Source organism: Streptomyces sp. NRRL S-340 (assembly GCF_000720185.1).
Taxonomy (GTDB): domain Bacteria; phylum Actinomycetota; class Actinomycetes; order Streptomycetales; family Streptomycetaceae; genus Streptomyces.
In genome coordinates this window covers 89,185-106,065 of record NZ_JOIY01000014.1, presented here as the reverse complement: position 1 = coordinate 106,065, position 16,881 = coordinate 89,185, and the positions used below count along the sequence as shown (strand labels likewise).

The 16,881-nt window shown below is 74.5% G+C and carries 13 protein-coding genes; 7 read left to right on the top strand and 6 right to left on the bottom strand.

The annotated features are described in order from the left end of the window. Window positions 1-4: 4 nt before the first annotated feature. Entirely contained in the window at window positions 5-586 is a 582-nt protein-coding gene (locus IG64_RS13255) for a DUF6309 family protein (protein ID WP_199811581.1), read from the top strand. After that, window positions 583-1,917 carry an aspartate aminotransferase family protein gene (locus tag IG64_RS13250; RefSeq protein WP_037855276.1) on the top strand — a complete coding sequence of 445 codons (1,335 nt, stop codon included), beginning with the start codon at window positions 583-585 and terminating at the stop codon, window positions 1,915-1,917. The genes IG64_RS13255 and IG64_RS13250 overlap by 4 nt, the downstream gene beginning before the upstream one ends. Before the next feature lie 245 nt (window positions 1,918-2,162). On the opposite strand, the gene IG64_RS13245 is transcribed toward IG64_RS13250, so the two are convergent. Beyond that, window positions 2,163-2,738, bottom strand: coding sequence for a TetR/AcrR family transcriptional regulator (locus IG64_RS13245; protein ID WP_037855275.1), 576 nt, complete (start codon window positions 2,736-2,738; stop codon window positions 2,163-2,165). A gap of 420 nt (window positions 2,739-3,158) precedes the next feature. Here IG64_RS13245 and IG64_RS13240 point away from each other — a divergent pair, with 420 nt between their 5' ends. After that, window positions 3,159-3,593, top strand: a complete 435-nt coding sequence (locus IG64_RS13240; RefSeq protein ID WP_037855274.1) for a hypothetical protein — start codon at window positions 3,159-3,161, stop codon at window positions 3,591-3,593. Window positions 3,594-3,731: 138 nt separating this feature from the next. Continuing rightward, window positions 3,732-6,461, top strand: a complete 2,730-nt coding sequence (locus IG64_RS13235) for a helix-turn-helix transcriptional regulator (RefSeq protein WP_037855273.1) — start codon at window positions 3,732-3,734, stop codon at window positions 6,459-6,461. Window positions 6,462-6,725: 264 nt separating this feature from the next. Here IG64_RS13235 and IG64_RS13230 read toward each other — a convergent pair whose 3' ends face one another. The 4 genes from IG64_RS13230 to IG64_RS13215 form a co-directional block, all read right to left on the bottom strand. Next, window positions 6,726-9,521, bottom strand: a complete 2,796-nt coding sequence (locus tag IG64_RS13230) for an AAA family ATPase (RefSeq protein WP_037855271.1) — start codon at window positions 9,519-9,521, stop codon at window positions 6,726-6,728. A 155-nt stretch (window positions 9,522-9,676) separates the two neighbouring features. Then, window positions 9,677-10,687 carry a zinc-binding dehydrogenase gene (locus tag IG64_RS13225; RefSeq protein WP_037855269.1) on the bottom strand — a complete coding sequence of 337 codons (1,011 nt, stop codon included), beginning with the start codon at window positions 10,685-10,687 and terminating at the stop codon, window positions 9,677-9,679. A gap of 32 nt (window positions 10,688-10,719) precedes the next feature. Further along, window positions 10,720-11,421 (bottom strand): alpha/beta fold hydrolase, encoded by a 702-nt coding sequence (locus IG64_RS13220; protein WP_037855571.1) that lies wholly within the window; start codon window positions 11,419-11,421, stop codon window positions 10,720-10,722. 306 nt (window positions 11,422-11,727) lie between these two features. Next, complete coding sequence (locus IG64_RS13215) at window positions 11,728-12,306, bottom strand: TetR/AcrR family transcriptional regulator (RefSeq protein ID WP_234438500.1); 579 nt, start codon at window positions 12,304-12,306, stop codon at window positions 11,728-11,730. Window positions 12,307-12,576: 270 nt separating this feature from the next. Between IG64_RS13215 and IG64_RS13210 the strand changes: the two genes are divergently transcribed. The 3 genes from IG64_RS13210 (at window position 12,577) to IG64_RS13200 (ending at window position 15,791) form a co-directional block, all read left to right on the top strand. Beyond that, window positions 12,577-13,773 (top strand): acyl-CoA dehydrogenase family protein, encoded by a 1,197-nt coding sequence (locus IG64_RS13210; protein WP_037855266.1) that lies wholly within the window; start codon window positions 12,577-12,579, stop codon window positions 13,771-13,773. A gap of 136 nt (window positions 13,774-13,909) precedes the next feature. Continuing rightward, on the top strand, window positions 13,910-14,497 hold the full coding sequence (locus IG64_RS13205; RefSeq protein WP_037855264.1) for a flavin reductase family protein: 588 nt from the start codon (window positions 13,910-13,912) through the stop codon (window positions 14,495-14,497). A gap of 313 nt (window positions 14,498-14,810) precedes the next feature. Continuing rightward, entirely contained in the window at window positions 14,811-15,791 is a 981-nt protein-coding gene (locus tag IG64_RS13200; protein WP_051812806.1) for an AraC family transcriptional regulator, read from the top strand. 215 nt (window positions 15,792-16,006) lie between these two features. Here IG64_RS13200 and IG64_RS13195 read toward each other — a convergent pair whose 3' ends face one another. Further along, on the bottom strand, window positions 16,007-16,777 hold the full coding sequence (locus IG64_RS13195; RefSeq protein WP_037855262.1) for a creatininase family protein: 771 nt from the start codon (window positions 16,775-16,777) through the stop codon (window positions 16,007-16,009). Window positions 16,778-16,881 lie beyond the last annotated feature (104 nt).

The following is a 16,881-nucleotide window of genomic DNA, read 5'->3' as shown; positions in this document are numbered from 1 at the left end:
GGTCGTGCAGACCCTGCCGTTCGAGGCCGTACTGCGCCGCTTCCTACGGCACCACACCCACGATCCCGACGACCCCACCGACTTCGACGACCGGGCCGAACGGCACATCCGCACCGCCCGGCAGGAGTTTCCCGGCCCCTGGCGGCGGCTTCTGCTGGAGGGGCCGGAAGTACGGGAGGTGGTGCTGCCCTGGCACCTGGGCGAGGACGGCGAGCGGGAACTCGTCCCCGCCACCGGACTGACCGTGGCCGAGGCGGCGGGCCGGCTGGCCGCCCTGGGTGACTCCTACGAGCGGTCCAACCCCCTGTGCGCCCTGAAACTCGCCCGTCAGCGCCGGGCGGCTCACCTGCCGCTGTTCCTGAGCACCCGCCCGGTGAGCGGCCCCGACCACGAGCGCCTGACGACCCGTCAGGGGCTGATCCACCTGGACGGCCTGCACCGCATGCTCGCCTGGGCCACGACCGGCCGGCTGACCCGCGGCCGGTGGTTCGAGGCGTACGTGGCCGGACCGCCGCCGGACGGCGCGCGGCTCGGCGACGGAACCCGCACCGGCGGATCGTCCCTCTCCAGAGCGGAGTCCCCATGAACACCCCTGTACCGGCGCTGCCCGGAACCGAAGGCAGCCGTGCCTGGTTCGAGCGCGCCCGGGCCTCGCTGGCCGGCGGTGTCAGTTCCTCCTCCCGGGCGACCTCGACCGGGCCGCACCCCTATCCGCTGTACATGGTCCGCGGATCCGGCAGCCGCATCTGGGACGTCGACGGCAACGAGTACATCGACTACCTGATCTCCTACGGCAGCGCGGTCCTCGGTCACGCTCCCGAGCACCTCACCGAGGCGCTGACCGGCGTGCTGCGGACCGGCACGATGTTCGGCACCTGCAACACCGCCGAGGTGGAGCTGGCCGAACTGATCCGCGCCATGGTGCCCTGCGCGGAACTCGTCCGGTTCGCCAACTCGGGGAGCGAGGCGGTGCAGGGCGCCGTCCGCGCGGCCCGCGCGCACACAGGACGCTCGAAGATCCTCAAGTTCGAGGGGCACTACCACGGCTGGACCGACACCCTCGCCGTCTCCAACCGTCCGACGGCCGCCGAGGCCGGCCCCCGCGGCACCCCGGCCGCGGTGCCCCATTCGCCGGGGATCCCCCGAGGGGTGCTGGACGACGTCGTCGTCTGCCCCTGGAACGACCCGGCGGCCCTGCGTGCCGCGCTCGACGCCCACCGCGGCGAACTGGCCGCCGTCATCTGCGAGCCGATCGTCGCCAACAACGCCTGCACCATGCCCGCGCCCGGCTACCTGGACCTACTCAGGGACGAATGCACGGCACGCGGGATCCTGCTCGTCTTCGACGAGGTGTGCACCGGTTTCCGCACCGGACCCGGCGGCGCCCAGGCCATGTTCGGGGTCGTCCCGGACCTCGCCGTCTTCTCCAAGGCGCTGGGCGGCGGCCTGCCCGTCGCTGCCTTCGCCGGACGCGGGGACGTACTGGAAGCCCTCGCCGAGGGCCGGGTCAAACACGGCGGCACCTACAACGCCTCGCCCCTGTGCGCAGCCTCCGCACTGCACACCCTGCGCCGGCTGAACCAGCCGGAGACCGTGGCACACATCGAGGAGAGCGGCACACGTGTCATGGAGGCGATCCGCCGCGCCGCGCACGACCGGCGCATCCCGTGCGCGGTCCAGGGCGTGGGCGCCATGTTCCAGGCCGTCTTCACGCCCGACGGCACACCCACCCGCGGGTACCGCGACCTCTTCGCCGCCGACCAGGCCCGGCACGACGCCTTCCGCCACGCACTCCTGGAACGCGGCATCCACACCAACGCCTTCGGCATGGCCTGCTGGTTCGTCCCGGCTGGCGTCACCGAAGCGGAACTGGAGGCGACGTGCGAGGCGGTCCACGCCGCGTTCGCCGCGCTGTGAAGAGGTGACGTGCGGCGTGGAGACAGGCCACGGGTCGCGGACCGGGGCCCCGCAGGAGCGGAAACCGGGCGCGGCCCCTCTCAGAGCTGCGAACAAAAGGGGAGTCCCGCTCGCGACGTCCGGCACGCGCGCTCGGAACGTTGCCGAACGGCCCTGGCAGCTCCGCCACGAGGACCTTCCGGCGCCTTGCGCTCGCACGCACCGGACGCCGCGAGCCGATCGGACACCCCTTTTGTCCGCAGCTCTCAGTCCAGCACCCTCAGCGCTCCCGACACCGCGTTCTCCAGGAAACCCCGGTCGGCACGCGCGTTCCCCATCACGTGCAGGCCCTGGATGAACGTCACCAGGAACCGGGCGAGTTCGACCGGACTGCGGCCGGGGGCCAGCTCACCGCGTTCCCGGGCGTGCTCCAGGGCACCCGTCAGCACGGCCTCGACCGCGGCCATGGCCGCCCTCACCCTGGCCACCGTGCCCTCGTGCGCCGCGCGCTCCGTCGCGGCGTTGACCAGCAGGCAGCCGCGCTCGGGGTCCGCCAGGTCGTCGGTCACCAGGGCGAGAAGTAAGGTGCGCAGGGCCGTACGGATGTCGGTGCCGCTCCCCATCCGCCGGGCGACATCGGCGACCAGGCCGGCGCAGTAGTGCTCCAGGGCCCGCGCGTAGAGGCCGTCCTTGGAGCCGAAGGCCGCGTACAGACTGCCGCTGCCGATGCCGAGCCGGGCCGTGAGCAGCGGCAGCGGTGTGCCGTGGTAACCCTTCGTCCAGAAGAGGCTCATGGCCCGTTCCACTGCCAGGTCGGTGTCGAACGCGCGGGGGCGTGCCATGGCTGAGTCCTTCCTTCGCCGGGGGTGCGCATACGGACGGGATCCGGTGGTGTCCGGCCGGATCCGGACGAGCGCGGAGGGCTCTGGGGCCCTGACGGCACACAGGGAAAACCCTTGGAGCCGGCGACGGAACACGGTCCGACTCTGGCAGAAGGACAACCGGAAGGCATGAGTCGATCGACTGTCCTCCTGGAGCCGGGCACGGCGTCCACGACCCCTCTGCACCGCATATGTGACGATGTGTCCACCCGGCGCGGCGCCGTCATGACTCGACGTGCCCGGCACCACGGTGCACCATGTGCCGCCGGGACCGGCACAAGGGAACCGGCTGAGTTTCGGACCGGCAGACACAGGGGCATGCTGCGCGGGTGTTATCAAGCTAGCCTCGAAGACAGTGACGGCATCAGCCCGAGGACGAACATGCAGCTGCACCTTGAACACCCACTGGAGCCCGACAGCGCGCCCCGGCACGCAGCTGCCATCGTCGCGACCGCAGCCGACATCAGCGGCGCGGAACTCGACTACACCCCCGAGAGCCTCGACCTGGTGGAGGGCATCGTCGACGGCTTCCGCGCCGAAGGCGCCACGGGCGAGGAGATGGCCGAGTCGCTCGTCGCCTTCGGCTGCTACATCGGGGAGATACTGACCCGCCGGGCCGGGGGGGTATGGCGTCACGTACCCGGGTCCCCCCCGACTGCCGCCCCCCTCGTCGTGGAACTGCCCGGTGCCCGCCGGTGCTGCCCCATCGACTGGGTCTTCCACCGTCTCGAATGCGGGGACGACGTCAGCATCCGCGGTCTCTACGCCGCCGCCGACCCCGGAGCCGGACCGGCCGGTGCGCCGACCGGGTGTTAGCATCTGGCCTGCCCTTTCGGCGTCGGACGGTAACGTGACAGCAGCCCGCGCGGCGGCCTTCGCGGCCCCCGGGGCGCGTGCCGCGCCGGGCGGGAGCGCACAGCGGCCTGCTGGAGGGATGTCGGAGAAGGGAACCGGATGAGCGCGCGGCCCGGTTCTGACGACCCCCGCCTCCTCGGCCGCGCCCACGAACAGGACCTGGTGGCCGCGCTGCTTGCCGGTCCGCCCGGCGGCGGCGGGCGTGTGCTGCACCTGAGCGGAGCCCCCGGGACGGGCAAGTCCGCCCTCCTGCGGTACGCCGCCCGCACCGCGGCACGCCGGGGCGTACGCGTGCTCACGACGTCCTCGGCACCGGCCGAGCGCGACGTCCCGCACGCCGCCCTGCACGGCCTCCTGCGCTCCCACCCGGTGCCGCTCGACGACCTGCCCGCCGCCGACCACGAGACGCTGGAGGCGGCGTTCGGCGGCGACAGCGACCCGGCGCCCCACCGGCTGGCGGCGGCCGTGCTCACCCTGCTCGCCCGGACACCGGAACCGGTCCTGGTCTGCGTGGACGACCTCGACCGCATCGACGCCGCGAGCCGGGACGCCGTACGGGAGATCGCCCGCCTGTGCGCCGGAACCCGGGTGGCCATGGTCGTCACCGAACGGACCGTGCCCGCCGCACCCGCCGTCACTCCGCTCACCCCCGACGCGCTCGCCGCCACCCTGGGGCCGCTGCCCGAGCCGGAGGCCCGCGCACTCGTCGAACGCGCCGGACGGGCCACGGGATACACCGAGACGGAACTCGTCCTCGCCGCCGCCGAGGGCAATCCCCTCGCCCTCACCGAGCTGTCCCTGAGCGACGGCGCCCCGGGCGACGCCGCCGTGCTCGGCACGCTGCCCGCGACCCCGCGCATGGCCGAGGCGTACGCGCAGGAGCTGGCGGAACTGCCGGAGGCCGCGCGCCGCGCGCTCCTCACCGCCGCGCTCAGCACCTCCTCCCTCACCTGGGACGTGCTGGGCGCCACCCGGTACGTGCTGGGCAGCGGCGACGCGGCACGCGAGGGGCTGACCGAGGCCGTCCGGCGGGGACTGCTCGTCGAGGACGGCCGCCATCTGAGGTTTCCCCGGCCGCTCGTGCGCACGGCCGTGCTGCACCTGGAGTCGGCGGCGCGGCGCCTGGCCGCCCACGCGGCCCTCGGCCGCAGCGTCACCAGCCCGCCCCACGCGGCCTGGCACGCGGCCCAGTGCGCGGTGGGCACCGACGAGGACCTCGCCGCGCTGCTGGAGGACCTGGCCGGGCAGAGCCGCCCGGGCACCGCCGTCCTGACCGCGCTGGCCGCTCTCGAATGCGCGGCCCGCCTCTCCCCCGACCCGGCGCGGCGGGCGGCCCGGCTGCTGCGCGCCACCGAGCTGGCCTGCGACCACGGCCTGCGCGAACAGGCCCTGCGGCTCGCCCGCGGGATCGACCCGGCCGGACTGGGCGCCTACGGCCGCGCCCTGCTGCTGTGGGTGCACGAACTCCTGCCGGGCAACTTCGTGGTCGGCCGGGAGGGCATCGCGGGCCTGTGCGAGGCGGCCCGCGCGGTCGCCGCGCAGGATCCCGCGCTCAGCCGGAAGCTGCTGCACGCGGCGGCCCGCAGGTGCTGGTGGCACCAGGCCGGACCCGAGGACCGGCGCCTGCTCGTCCGCACGGTCGAGGACCTCAGACCGCGGCCGTGGGACGCCCGCGACATCGCCGTCATGGCGCTGGCGGAACCGCAGTCGGTGCCCGACGAGGACACGCACCGCGTGCTGCGGCGGCCCGCCGGCGAAGACCTCGGTCTGCTCGGTCAGCTCGCCCACCTCGTCGGCGACCTCGGCAGGGCCACGCTGCTGTTCCGGGAGGCGGAGCGGACGGCCCGCGCCGAGGGGCGCTACGGGCGGCTGCCGCAGATCCTCGTGCCCAGGGCGCTGGAGGAGATCTGGCTGGGCACCCAGTGGGGTACCGCCGAGGAACTGGCCGACGAGGGCCGTCGGATCGCCGCCAGGACCGGCCAGACCGACTGGGTGGCGCGGGCCACCGGGACACTGGGCGTCGTCGAGGCCCTGCGCGGCCGCCACGAGCGGGCGCTGGAGTTCGCCGCGGAGGTCGAGGAGGCCTCCTTGCGCCTCGGCCAGAGCCGGCAGCTGAGCCTCGCCTCGCTGGCCCGCGCGCTGACGGCCTCGGGCACCGGCCGGTACGCCGAGGCCTACGCCCAGCTGCGTTCCATGGTCACCGAACCCTCGGCGCCCTACTCCTACGAGCAGTTCTGGGGCCTTGCCTTCCTCGCGGAGGCGGCGCCGCCGGCCGGTGAACCGGACGACGCCAGGGCCGTCGTCGCGCAGGTCGAGTCCCTGACCCGGACCGGCCGCACGCCGCTGCTCCGGCGGATCCTGGCGTACGCGGACGCGGTGCTCGCCCCCGACGAGGAGGCGGAGAGCCGCTACCGCGCGGCGCTCGGGCCCGGAATCGAGACCTGGCCGCTGCTGCACGGCATGACCCTCTTCGGACACGGGGCCTGGCTCAGGCGCAGGCGGCGCGTCATCGAATCGCGCGAGCCGCTCGCCGCGGCCGAGACCCTCTTCCGCGCGCTCGGCGCCGGGCCGCGCGCGGACCTGGCGGAGACGGAGCTGCGGGCGGCCGGCCGGCCGACGGCCGAGCCCGGCGGGAGCGACGTCTCCCGGCTGCTGTCGCCGCAGCAGCTCACCATCGCCCGGCTCGCCGCCCGCGGCCTGTCCAACCGGGCCATCGGGGAACAACTGCGGCTGTCCCCGCGCACGGTGGCCTCGCACCTGTACCAGATCTTCCCGAAGCTGGGAGTCACCTCCCGCGCCCAGCTCGCCGCACGGATCGGCACGGACTGAAGGCGTACGGGCCCGGCGCGCACTGGAACACGTACGGGGCCCGGCGCGGACTGAACACGTACGGGGTCCGGCGCGCGATGGAACCCGTGCGGCGCCCGGCGGGATCAGACACGTCCGGCGTGTACTGAACACCTACGGGGCGCCGGACGCGGGAGGAGCACGTGTGTCACCCGGTGCGGGCGGAGCAGGTGCGGCGCACCTCGGCCGATGGTGCGGCCCGGCACGTCCGTCGCACGGGAGCCCGGTGAGCGGGCCGGGGGCCGCTCAGCCGGCCAGGCCGTCCCTGAGCACCTCGGCGAGCTGGGCCCGCGCCGTCACGCCCAGCCGGGGGAAGATGCGGTACAGGTAGGCGCCGATGGTGCGCGGCGAGAGGTGGAGGAGTTCACCGATCTGCCGGTTGGACAGCCCGCGGGCCGCCAGTTCGGCGATCCGCAGCTCCTGGGCGTTGAGCAGTTCACGGACCGGGGTCCGCCGCTGCGCGCCGGGCGCGGAGCCCTCCTGGCGTTCACCGGACGCCCGCAGTTCGGCGGCGATCCGCGCGGCCCGTGCGTCGGCGCCCATCATGGTGTAGAGGGCCGCCGCCTGCCGCAGACCGACCCGGGACTCGGCGAACTGGCGCCGAAGGCGCAGCCGGCGCCCGTGCGCCAGGCGCAGCGGCGCCTCCAGGAAGGGCAGCCGGGCCGCCTCCATGGCGAAGGCCTGCTCGTACAGCGGCTCCGCGTCCTGGTCGTCGGCCAGGACGGCCCGGGCCACCGCGAGCCGGGCGGTGACGAGCGGGGCGCACTGCGCGCCCAGGTCGCGGGCGAGCCTGTCCAGCGCTGCCCGTGCCTCCCCGGCCGCGTTCACGGCGACGGCCGCCTCCGCGAACGGCACCAGGGCGGACAGGACCGCCGTACGCCGGCCGGGGGCGGCGACGAGAGACGCGAGGGCCGCGAACCCGGCGCCGAAGTCGCCGCCCTCGACCTGGGCCCATCCGCTGCCGACGGCCAGCACCTCGTCGATCCAGGGCACCGAGCGCCGGGCCTCCTCCAGTCCCCGGGAATCGGCGCGGGGCACCGTTCCGGTGCGCAGGCCCCGCGTGAGTTCTCCCAGCAGGCGGGCCGCCGCCCCGTGGTGACGCCGGCCGTGCTCCTCGGCGAGCCGCTCGGACTGCTCGAACGCCTGCCCGCCCTGACCCCAGTCGCCCACGGCCAGGTGTGCCAGGCCCTGCCGCAGGAGGACACGGGCCAGCGGTTCGGGCAGCTCGTGGAAGCGGTAGCGGCGCTCGGCCCGCCGGTGCAGGTCCAGCGCGCGCAGCGGGTCACCGGCGAGCAGGGCCGCCTCGCCCAGCCGTTCCAGGTCCCGTACGGAGGTGTCCGTCAGCCCCTGGAAGGCGGCCAGCCGGGAGACGACGGTCGCGGCCCGGCGCACCGGGGCCACCGTGGCCAGGGCGTGCAGCAGCCGGGGATCGTCGGGGCGTTGCGGCAGGGTGTCCACGAAGGCGAGCAGCTCCTCGGTGCGTTCGGGGTCGCCCGCGACGTCGGGCGCCGTGAGCCGGATCAGTTCCAGCGCGCTCTCCTGCTCGGCCGCGGTGGCCGGCACGGGCCAGGAACCGGGACCGGCCGGCAGCCGTACGGGGCCGCCGCCCGGCCACGTCAGGGCCTGCGCGCAGAGCGTGCCCAGGGGGCGCAGCGGGTGGCGCAGCGCACGGTGCGCCAGCGTCCGCGCCGCCCGTTGCAGACCGAGGTCGTGGGCGAGCTGGGCGGCGCGCAGGGTGCACCGGCCGCGTTCCTCGGGCGTGCGGTGCAGGTCGGCGGCGCGCCGCAGCAGGCGTACGGCCATCGGCGGCTCGCACTGCTCCAGCGCGTGCCGGTGCGCGGCCTCCAGGCGGCGGGCCAGCTCCGGGTCGGGCCCTTCCGTCGCCTGCGAGAGGTGCCACAGCATCCCCACCGAGTCCGGGGCCAGCACGGCGGCGAGGGCCGCGTGCGCGGCACGGCAGCGCGGCGGCGCGACGTCGTGGACGACGGCTCCGGCCGTGGCGGGATGGCTGAACCGCAGACGCATGCCGTCGAAGACCACGAGGCCGTCGCGTTCGGCGGGTTCCGCCGTGGCGAAGTCCAGCTCGGTGCCGGCGATCCGCGACGCGGCCGACAGCAGCAGCGGGAGGTCGCCCGCCGGGTGGAGCGCCGCCACGAGCAGCAGGTCGCGGGTGCCGGAGGGCAGCCGCGAGACGCCGGGCGCCATGGCGGAGGCCAGCCGGTCGGAGGAGGCGGGCACGTAGGGGAAGTCGTCCTCGGAGCGGGTGGGCAGTTCGAGGAGTGCCAGCGGGTTGCCGGCGGCGGTGGCCAGCAGTTCGCGCACGGCCTGCGCGTCGTTGCCCGGCCTGCGCGCGGCCAGCAGCGCGGCGGACTGCGCCGGTGTCAGCGGGCCGAGCGGCAGTTCGGGAAGGCCCGCGAGGGCCGCCAGACGCGTGCGGTGCGGACGTGCGGTCAGCAGGAAGCCCATCGCGTGGCCCTGGGTCCTGCGGGCCACGAAGGAGAGCACTTCCCGGCTGGGGCGGTCGAGTGCGTCCCAGTCGTCGACGGCTATCAGGAGCGGCTGGTCGGCGCTGACCGATTCCAGGACCCTGAGTACGGCGAACGGCAGTTGCGACCGGTCGCCCTGGTGCGAGGCGGCACCGTCGAGCAGCAGCATCTCCAGGGCGCGGAGCCGTCCGGCCGCCGACGGCCAGCCCGGGCTCGCCAGGACCGGCCAGACGATCTGGAGCAGACCGGACAGGTCGGACGGGTTGCCCCCGCGGATGCCGGTGCAGCGCAGGACGCGCATCCCGCTGGCCGCGGCCCGTTCGACACAGGCGTCGAGCAGTGCGGACTTGCCCGAACCCGCGTGCCCGCGCAGGACCCGGGCCGCGCCGTTCTCCATGGCCTGGCGCAGGAAGCCGCCGAGTTCGCGCACTTCGCGGTCCCGGCCGACGAGTCCCGCCTCCCCGGGCAGTGTGCCGGGCGGGGCCGGGGCGGGCAGCGGTGCCTGCCGGCTCCCCGTCCCGGCCGTGCGAGGGGAGATCTCGACCTGCGCGTTCATGGATGACCCCCGATCTGCGGCGAACGGTCCCACCGGACTCACGGGAGCGCTGCCTTGCCTGGTCCCATCCCACCCGACGGGGTACCGGCGGAACCAGGCAGTTGGCATGCAGCTTGCTGCCTGCCGCCCGTACCGGCGGGCGCGGGACCCCGCTGTCATGCGGGCGCCACCCGCACCACCGACTTGCCCGGCTCGGACGCCCGCCGGCCGGCGATCATGGCGGGTACGTCGGCGAAGGCGTGCACCGTGCCGAGCGGCGTCCTGATTGCCCCGCTGCCGGCCAGGTGCAGGAGGCGGTCCCACACGGCGGCCTCCGCCGCCGGGTCCCCGTCGGGTCCCGCGAGCACGCCGACCGCCGTGTAGTCGCGCAGCAGCAGGTCCATCGAGTCCAGCGGCAGCGTCGTGCCGCTGGCCAGGCCGATCAGGACGATCCTGCCCCGGCGCGCGACACCCCTTGCCGCCGCGGCGGCCACGTCGCCGCCGACCGGATCGTAGACGAGGTCCACGCCGCGTCCGCCGGTGAGGCCGGTGATACGGGCCGTCAGGTCCTCGGTGTGGTGGTCGATGACCTGGTCCGCGCCGTTGCGTGCGCAGAAGGCGGTTCTGTGTGCCCCGCCCGCCACCGCGATCACCCTCGCTCCGAGTGCCTTGCCGAGGTGGACGGCGGTGGACCCGCTGCTGCCCGCGGCGCCCAGGACGAGCAGGGTCTGGCCGGGCTCCACCGGGGCGCGCTCCACGAGACCGGCGTACGCGGTCCGGAAGCCGATCGGGAAGCCGGCGGCCTCTTCGTCGCTCATGCCGTCGGGTACGCGGAAGGCCGATGTCTCGCGCAGATACGTGTAGTCGGCGTATCCGCCCCAGCCGTCCAGGAAGCACGTGATGCCCGCGACCCGGTCGCCGACCGCGAACCGCGAGCCCGGCGGCACGGCGACGACCTCGCCGGCCGCCTCCTCCCCGAGGCCGAAGGGCGGATCACCCAGCAGCGGGAACTCGCCCGCCGTCATCATCGCGTCGGGGTGGCCCGCGCCCGCCGCCCGTACTCTGACCAGCACCTGGCCCGGCGCGGGCGGGCCCCAGGCCAGCTCCTGGAGTGCGACCGCGTCCCGGGGGGCGCCGAACCGCACCACACGCCACGCACGTCCGCGGAAGACTCTCGCCTCTCTCACTTCGCGTTCCGCCGGACGACCTCGCCGGCCGGTCACAGGGCCGCGTCCGCCGTGATCAGCCGGGCCAGTTCGGCGGGCATGGACAGGAACGGGGAGTGGCTCGCCGGGATGCGGTACGACCGCTCGGCGCGGGCCGCCATGACCTCCTGGAAGCCGGGGTCTATCGCCCGGTCCCGTTCGCACACGATGTAGGTGGAGGGCACGGTCTTCCAGGCCGCCGTGGTGAGGGGTTCGCTGAAGGACTTCACGCTCTGGAGCACCAGTCGCTCCGCCGCCCACTGCGCGACGTCGTCGGGGGCGTCCGCGTACAGGTGGTCGCGTGGGTCCTCGTGGGGCTTGAGGGTGCCCGTCTCCCCGTGCGGCAGCGCGCCGCCGCTCAGGCTCGACAGGGACTCGCACTCCTCCAGCTGCATGGCGGCGAGATAGACCAGGCGGGTCACCCCGGGCACCGTGGCGGCCTCGGTCGCGGGCAGGCCGCCGTAGGAGTGCGCGAGGACGGTCACCTCGCCGCCGAGGTCGCTCAGCCTGTTCCGGACGGTACAGGCGTCGTCGTACATGCCCGCGGTGTTGTCCGGGTCGGCGGACGCGCTCGGCAGCTCTACGGTCTCCACCCGCCATCCGAGGTCCCTGAGTTCGGGTGCGAGCAGTTCCCAGCACCACGCGCCGTGCCAGGCTCCGTGGACGAGCAGGATCGTGGGACGGCCGGACGCCGCGGCGGGTGCATTGATGGTCATGGACGTGCCTTCGGGGAGAGCCGGCGCGGCGGCGCGGCCGGGCGGAGCGGACGCCCCGGCGGATGCGTCCGGGGCACGGAGCATGTGTGCACATGCCTGCACGACACATGTCTCGCTTGCGATCCTAGGAGAAGGGGCCGGCCAGGTGCCATGTCCAGGACTCCGGCGAACTTGCGCGGGCGTCCGGCGGCGGGTGCCGGCACCCTGCCGGGGTGCGCGGTCCGGGAGGGGAGCACAGCCCGGCGGGGAAGCGCGGTCCGCGGAGAACCGCGGTCCGGCGGAGGAGCCGCCGGCGGATCCGAGGCGTCAGGGGCGCAGTGCCTTGAGGGTCAGTTCGCCGTACCGCCGCCACAGCGCGGGATCACGCTCGGCCGTCCGCATCAGTTGGAGGGTCACGCCGCAGAGCACCACGCGCAGGTCGCAGACGGTGGCGTCGGCACCCACCTGCCCGGTGGCCTTCGCCGCCTGCATGAGGTCGGACAGCCGGGTCAGCAGGTCCGAGTCGTCCCGGAACTCCGCGGTGGCGAGCGCCTCCGACAGCAGCCGGTCACCGGCGAGAGTCTCGAAGAGGCGGAGCACGAAGGCGCGGAACCGCTCGTAGGGATCCGGCAGTTCGAGCGCCGGGGCGGTGGCCCGGTCCAGCTCGGCCAGCCGGTGGCCGACGACGGCGGCCAGGAGGTCTTCCTTGGTGGGGTAGCTGCGGTAGACCGTGGCCTTGCCCACCGCCGCCCGCGCGGCGACCTGCGGCACCGTGCCCTGGAGGCCGACCTCGCCGAAGACCTCCAGCGCCGCGGCGAACACCCGCTCCTGGTTGCGCCGGGCGTCCGCCCTGCGCGGGGGCGCTTGCGGCCCGGCGGTCTCCGGACTCGTCTCCACTGCCTTCACGGTCCCATTGTGCCCGTCGCACGGCGCACCGGATTCCCCGCCCCGGTACGGGCCCCGGCACGCAGATGCCGCCCGGCACGGCGGACGGACCCACCGGGAAATAAGCGGACCCGCAAGTCCGGTTATAGTGTCGGAACACAACCGGACCCATGGGTCCGGTTAGTCCCGATCCTCTCGATGCCCTTGATCCCTTGATCCCTCGGTCTCTCGGTGTCTCGATCGATCGATCCGTCGACCCCCTCGATCCATCAAGCCTTTTGGAGCGCAGCCATGCACGCGTCCAGCCAGTCCGAACTCCCTGGCGCCACCACCCCCCTGCCGGACCTCCTCCGGGCCGTCCGCGCGCTCTCCCCCGTGCTGCGCGCCGAAGCGGACGACGCCGAACGCGACAGCCGGCTGACGCCAGAGGCCGCGCAGGCCCTGCGGGACGCGGGGCTGTTCCGGCTCGGTGTCCCCCGGGACCTCGGCGGCCTCGAACTTCCCCTCGCCGCCGCCCTGGACGTCACCGCCGAGATCGCCCTGGCCTGTCCGTCGAGCGCGTGGGTCACGATGGTCACCTACGTGTCGCAGCAGATAGCGGCCTCCTTCGGGGAGGGGGCACGCTCCGACCTGTGGGGTGCCGGACCCGACGTCGCGATGTGCGGCGTGTTCGGCGGCGCGGGCGCCGCCGCGGAACCGGTGGAGGGCGGCCTCCTCGTCTCCGGCCGCTGGGGATGGGCGTCCGGTTGTCACCAGGCGGACTGGGCCCTCCTCGGGGTGCCCCTGGCCGGGCCCGGCACGGAACCCGAGCGCGGGCTGGCGCTCGTCCGGGTCGCGGACCTGACCGTCGAGAGGACCTGGGACATGGCGGGGATGCGCGGCACGGGCAGCGACACCCTGGTCGCCGACTCGGTCTTCGTGCCGTACCACAGACTGCGTCCCTTCGCCGACGTGATCAAGGGGCCGGGCGCCGCTCAGGCTCCGCTGTACCGGATCCCGCCGGGCTCGATGACCCTGGCGTCCCTGGGCCCGCTGCTGGGCGCCGCGCGCGCGGTCTTCCGTCTGACCATGGAAGCCGTCGACGGCGGCAAGCCGATGGCCATGTCGCTCCATCCCCGGCTGGCCGACTCCCCCAGCGTCCAGGCCGCGCTCGCCGAGGCCGCCACCCTGATCGACTCGGCCGCCCTCCATCTCACCCGCTCCGCCGAGGCCGTCGACGCCGCGGCGGCGGCCGGCACCTCTGCTCTCCTCGACCGGGCCCGGGTGCGCATGGACGCGGGACACGCCTCCCGGTGTCTGCGCGAGGCGGTGCAGTCGCTGCTCACGGTGAACGGCGCCGGCAGCTTCGCCCGGGGAAGGCTCATCCAGCGCTACTGGCACGACCTGGAGACCGGCGCCCGCCACCCCACGTTGAACCCCGGCCTCGCCCGGGAGATGTACGGCCGGGCACTGGTGGGCGACCCCCGGCCGGTGAGTCCCATGGTCTGAGCCCCGCGCGGGACGGCCGGGCGGCGCACGCCGCGACGCCGCCCGGCCGTCCCGCCCTCCCCCCGGCCCTGCTTCTGCCCCCCCGCCCCTGCCCCTGCCCCTGCCCCCACACGAACCGACAGACGAGGCACATCGCATGTCCGACTCCACCCGGCACACCGCCCCTGGTGTCCGCACCGCTCACCCCGCCGGTTCCAGGCCCCACCGTGAAACCCTCGGACATTTCGCGACGGGCGTGGTGGTGGTCACGGCGCGGACACCCTCCGGACCGGTGGGTTTCACCTGTCAGTCCTTCACGTCCCTCTCCCTGGACCCGCCGCTGGTCTCCTTCGCCGTGGCACGGACATCCCGCACCTGGCCGCTCATCCGGGACACCGCCGCCTTCTGCGTCAACGTGCTGGGCGAGGAGCAGGAAGGGGTGAGCGCCGCCTTCGCCCGGCCGGACGGCGACAGGTTCCGGCAGGTCCCCTGGACGCCGGGACACCGGGGCGCACCGTCGCTGGACGGAGCCTGCGCCTGGATCGGCTGCGACCTGCTGGACGAGTACGAGGGCGGCGATCACACCATCGTCGTCGGCCGGGTCGCCTCGCTCGGGGCGGACCCCGCGCGCGAGCCGCTCGTCTTCCACCGCGGGCGCTACCGCGCGCTCGCGCGGCCAGAAGAGGCGGTGGAGGACGGCGGGCCGGTGCCGGGGCGCTCCGCCCCCCGCCCGCGGTCCGTCTGACGGGTTCCCCGTCCGACGGCGCTCGCCGTCCGCCCCGGACCGGCCCGACCGGCTCGATTCCGGCGGCGTACCATCGGTTCCCGTTCCGCTTGCGGTCCCGGGCCGGCCTTAGAGCTGCGAACAAAAGGGGAGTCCGATCAGCTCGCGGCGTCCGGTGCGTGCGATCGCAAGGCGCCGGAAGGTCCTTGTAGCGGAGCTACCAGGACCTTTCGGCAACGCCGCGAGGGCGCGTGCCGGACGCCGCGAGCCGGGCGCCCCTTTTGTTCGCAGCTCTTAGCCGGACCGACATATGCCGCACGTCACAGGAGAGTGCATGGACCCGCTGGAGGACGTGCTGGCCCTCCTCGACACCCGCGGCCGGATCTCCGTCAGCCTCGCCGCGGGCGGCAACTGGGCTGTGCGGTTCGCGCCGCCCGCGGACGTGAAGTTCAACGCCGTACGGCGCGGAAGCTGCCGTCTGGAGGTCGACGGCGTCCCGGAGCCCGTACTCCTGGCGGAGGGCGACTGCTATCTGCTGACCAGAGAACGGGCCTTCACCCTCAGCAGCGGACCGGACGTGGCACCGGTCGCCGCGAAACCCGTCTTCGCCCGGGCGGAGAACGGCGTCGCACGGACGGGCAGCGGCGACGACGTCCTCCTGCTGGGCAGCCGCTTCACCTTCAACTCCCGGGCCCGGGCCCTGCTGCTCGACAGCCTGCCGCCGGTCATCCACATCCCCGCCGGTACCAGCCAGGCCGAGACACTGCACTGGGCGCTCTCGGCGATCGACCGCGAACTGCGGAACCGGGCCCTCGGTGCCACCCTGGTCAGCGAACACCTCGCGGTCGTGATGCTGGTCCACGTCCTGCGGCTGCATCTGGCGCGCGAGCCGCACATCCGCACAGGCTGGCTCGCCGGTCTGGGCGACCCCGCCGTCGCCACGGCCCTGGCCTGCGTCCATCGCGACCCGGCACGTCCGTGGACCGTGTCCGAGCTGGCCCGGGCGGCCTCGGTGTCCCGCTCGACGCTCGCCGAACGGTTCAAGAGGTACGTCGGCCGGGCGCCGCAGGAGTACCTCACCGAGTGGCGGATCGAGCTGGCCGCCAAACGGCTGCTCCAGGGCGGCGAGACGGTGTCAGCCGCCGCCCGTGCCGTGGGCTACGGCTCCGAGAGCGCGTTGAGTGCGGCGTTCAAACGTGTCACCGGTATGTCTCCGCGCGACTACCGCAGGCAGGCAGGACGCCGGTGCGCGGCGGGACCCCCGTCCGGCCGGGCGACGGCCGTCGACTCCGCCGCGTCCGCCCTCATGGACTGACGGGGGGCCGCGCCGGTCGGCCCGGTCCGCGTGGGCTGCTGCACACCACCCCGGGGGGGTACGGCGGGGCGGGCCCGCCTGTCCTGAGGTCCGCGCACCTGCGACGGAGGTGCCGATGGACCGGGTCGCCCGGAAGACGGTGGCCGGGCTGAGGATGAAGTCGCGGGAGAAGGCCGCCTCAGGTCGTCCCGCTTGTCGCTCCGGCCGGACGACGGTCACCGGTCCCGCGTCTTGGCCCACGGGTCGTCCGCGATGACGTCGGCGAGCGCCGCGGCACAGCCGGCGAGCATGCGCTCGCCCTTGTCCGCCGTCGCCACCCGGGCGTTGCCCGCCACCCCGGACTCGGTGATGCGGTCGAAGGGGACGAACAGGTAGACCGGGTCGATGGACTCCGCCGGCAGCGTGATCTCCGGGCCCCAGGCGGCGTCCAGGTGCTCCTCGCGCACCAGTTGGGGGAACGCGGCCATCATCATGGACGTCTCCCCCTCGCAGGCGTGCATGAGAGCGTTCTGCGTCTCCAGGGTGTCGCGCACCACGTCTCGGCCGGCACTGAAGTAGCTGGCGAAGGCGATCGGCGTGGCCAGTTCCGCGGTCAGTTCGTTGGTGAGGGCGTTGAGGGCGGTCATGTTGCCGCCGTGGCCGTTGACGATCATGATCCGGGAGAAACCCGCGCGGAGCACGGAGCGGCAGATGTCCCGCAGCAGCGCGTGGTAGGTGGACAGGCTGAGCGAGAAGGTGCCGCCGAACGCGATGTGGTGCTCGGCCAGGCCCGCCCAGACGGACGGCGTCACCACGACACGTGTGTGCTCGGCGGCCAGGTGGGCCGCCCGGCGGGACACCTCGGCCGCCAGCAGGTCGTCCACCCCGGTGGGCAAGTGGGGGCCGTGCTGTTCGGTGGACCCCACGGGCAGCAGCACCACCGCGTCCTGGGCCGCGAGGTCACGCAGCTCGGCGGCGGTCATGCGGTTCCACTGGACTTCGCTCATGGTCGGGAGGGCTCCTTCGGAGAGGGGCGGGCGGGTGGACCGGGACCGGACAGGGTGCGTCCGGCCGGCCGGAGGCCGGCCGGGAGACACGTGTCAGGGGTGAC

Excerpts from the sequence above, each read along its gene's own strand:
- IG64_RS13250 (WP_037855276.1), top strand. The coding sequence starts at position 583 with ATGAACACCCCTGTACCGGCGCTGCCCGGAACCGAAGGCAGCCGTGCC.
- IG64_RS13245 (WP_037855275.1), bottom strand. The coding sequence starts at position 2,738 with ATGGCACGCCCCCGCGCGTTCGACACCGACCTGGCAGTGGAACGGGCC.
- IG64_RS13240 (WP_037855274.1), top strand. The coding sequence starts at position 3,159 with ATGCAGCTGCACCTTGAACACCCACTGGAGCCCGACAGCGCGCCCCGG.
- IG64_RS13235 (WP_037855273.1), top strand. The coding sequence starts at position 3,732 with ATGAGCGCGCGGCCCGGTTCTGACGACCCCCGCCTCCTCGGCCGCGCC.
- IG64_RS13230 (WP_037855271.1), bottom strand. The coding sequence starts at position 9,521 with ATGAACGCGCAGGTCGAGATCTCCCCTCGCACGGCCGGGACGGGGAGC.
- IG64_RS13220 (WP_037855571.1), bottom strand. The coding sequence starts at position 11,421 with ATGACCATCAATGCACCCGCCGCGGCGTCCGGCCGTCCCACGATCCTG.
- IG64_RS13210 (WP_037855266.1), top strand. The coding sequence starts at position 12,577 with ATGCACGCGTCCAGCCAGTCCGAACTCCCTGGCGCCACCACCCCCCTG.
- IG64_RS13205 (WP_037855264.1), top strand. The coding sequence starts at position 13,910 with ATGTCCGACTCCACCCGGCACACCGCCCCTGGTGTCCGCACCGCTCAC.
- IG64_RS13200 (WP_051812806.1), top strand. The coding sequence starts at position 14,811 with ATGGACCCGCTGGAGGACGTGCTGGCCCTCCTCGACACCCGCGGCCGG.
- IG64_RS13195 (WP_037855262.1), bottom strand. The coding sequence starts at position 16,777 with ATGAGCGAAGTCCAGTGGAACCGCATGACCGCCGCCGAGCTGCGTGAC.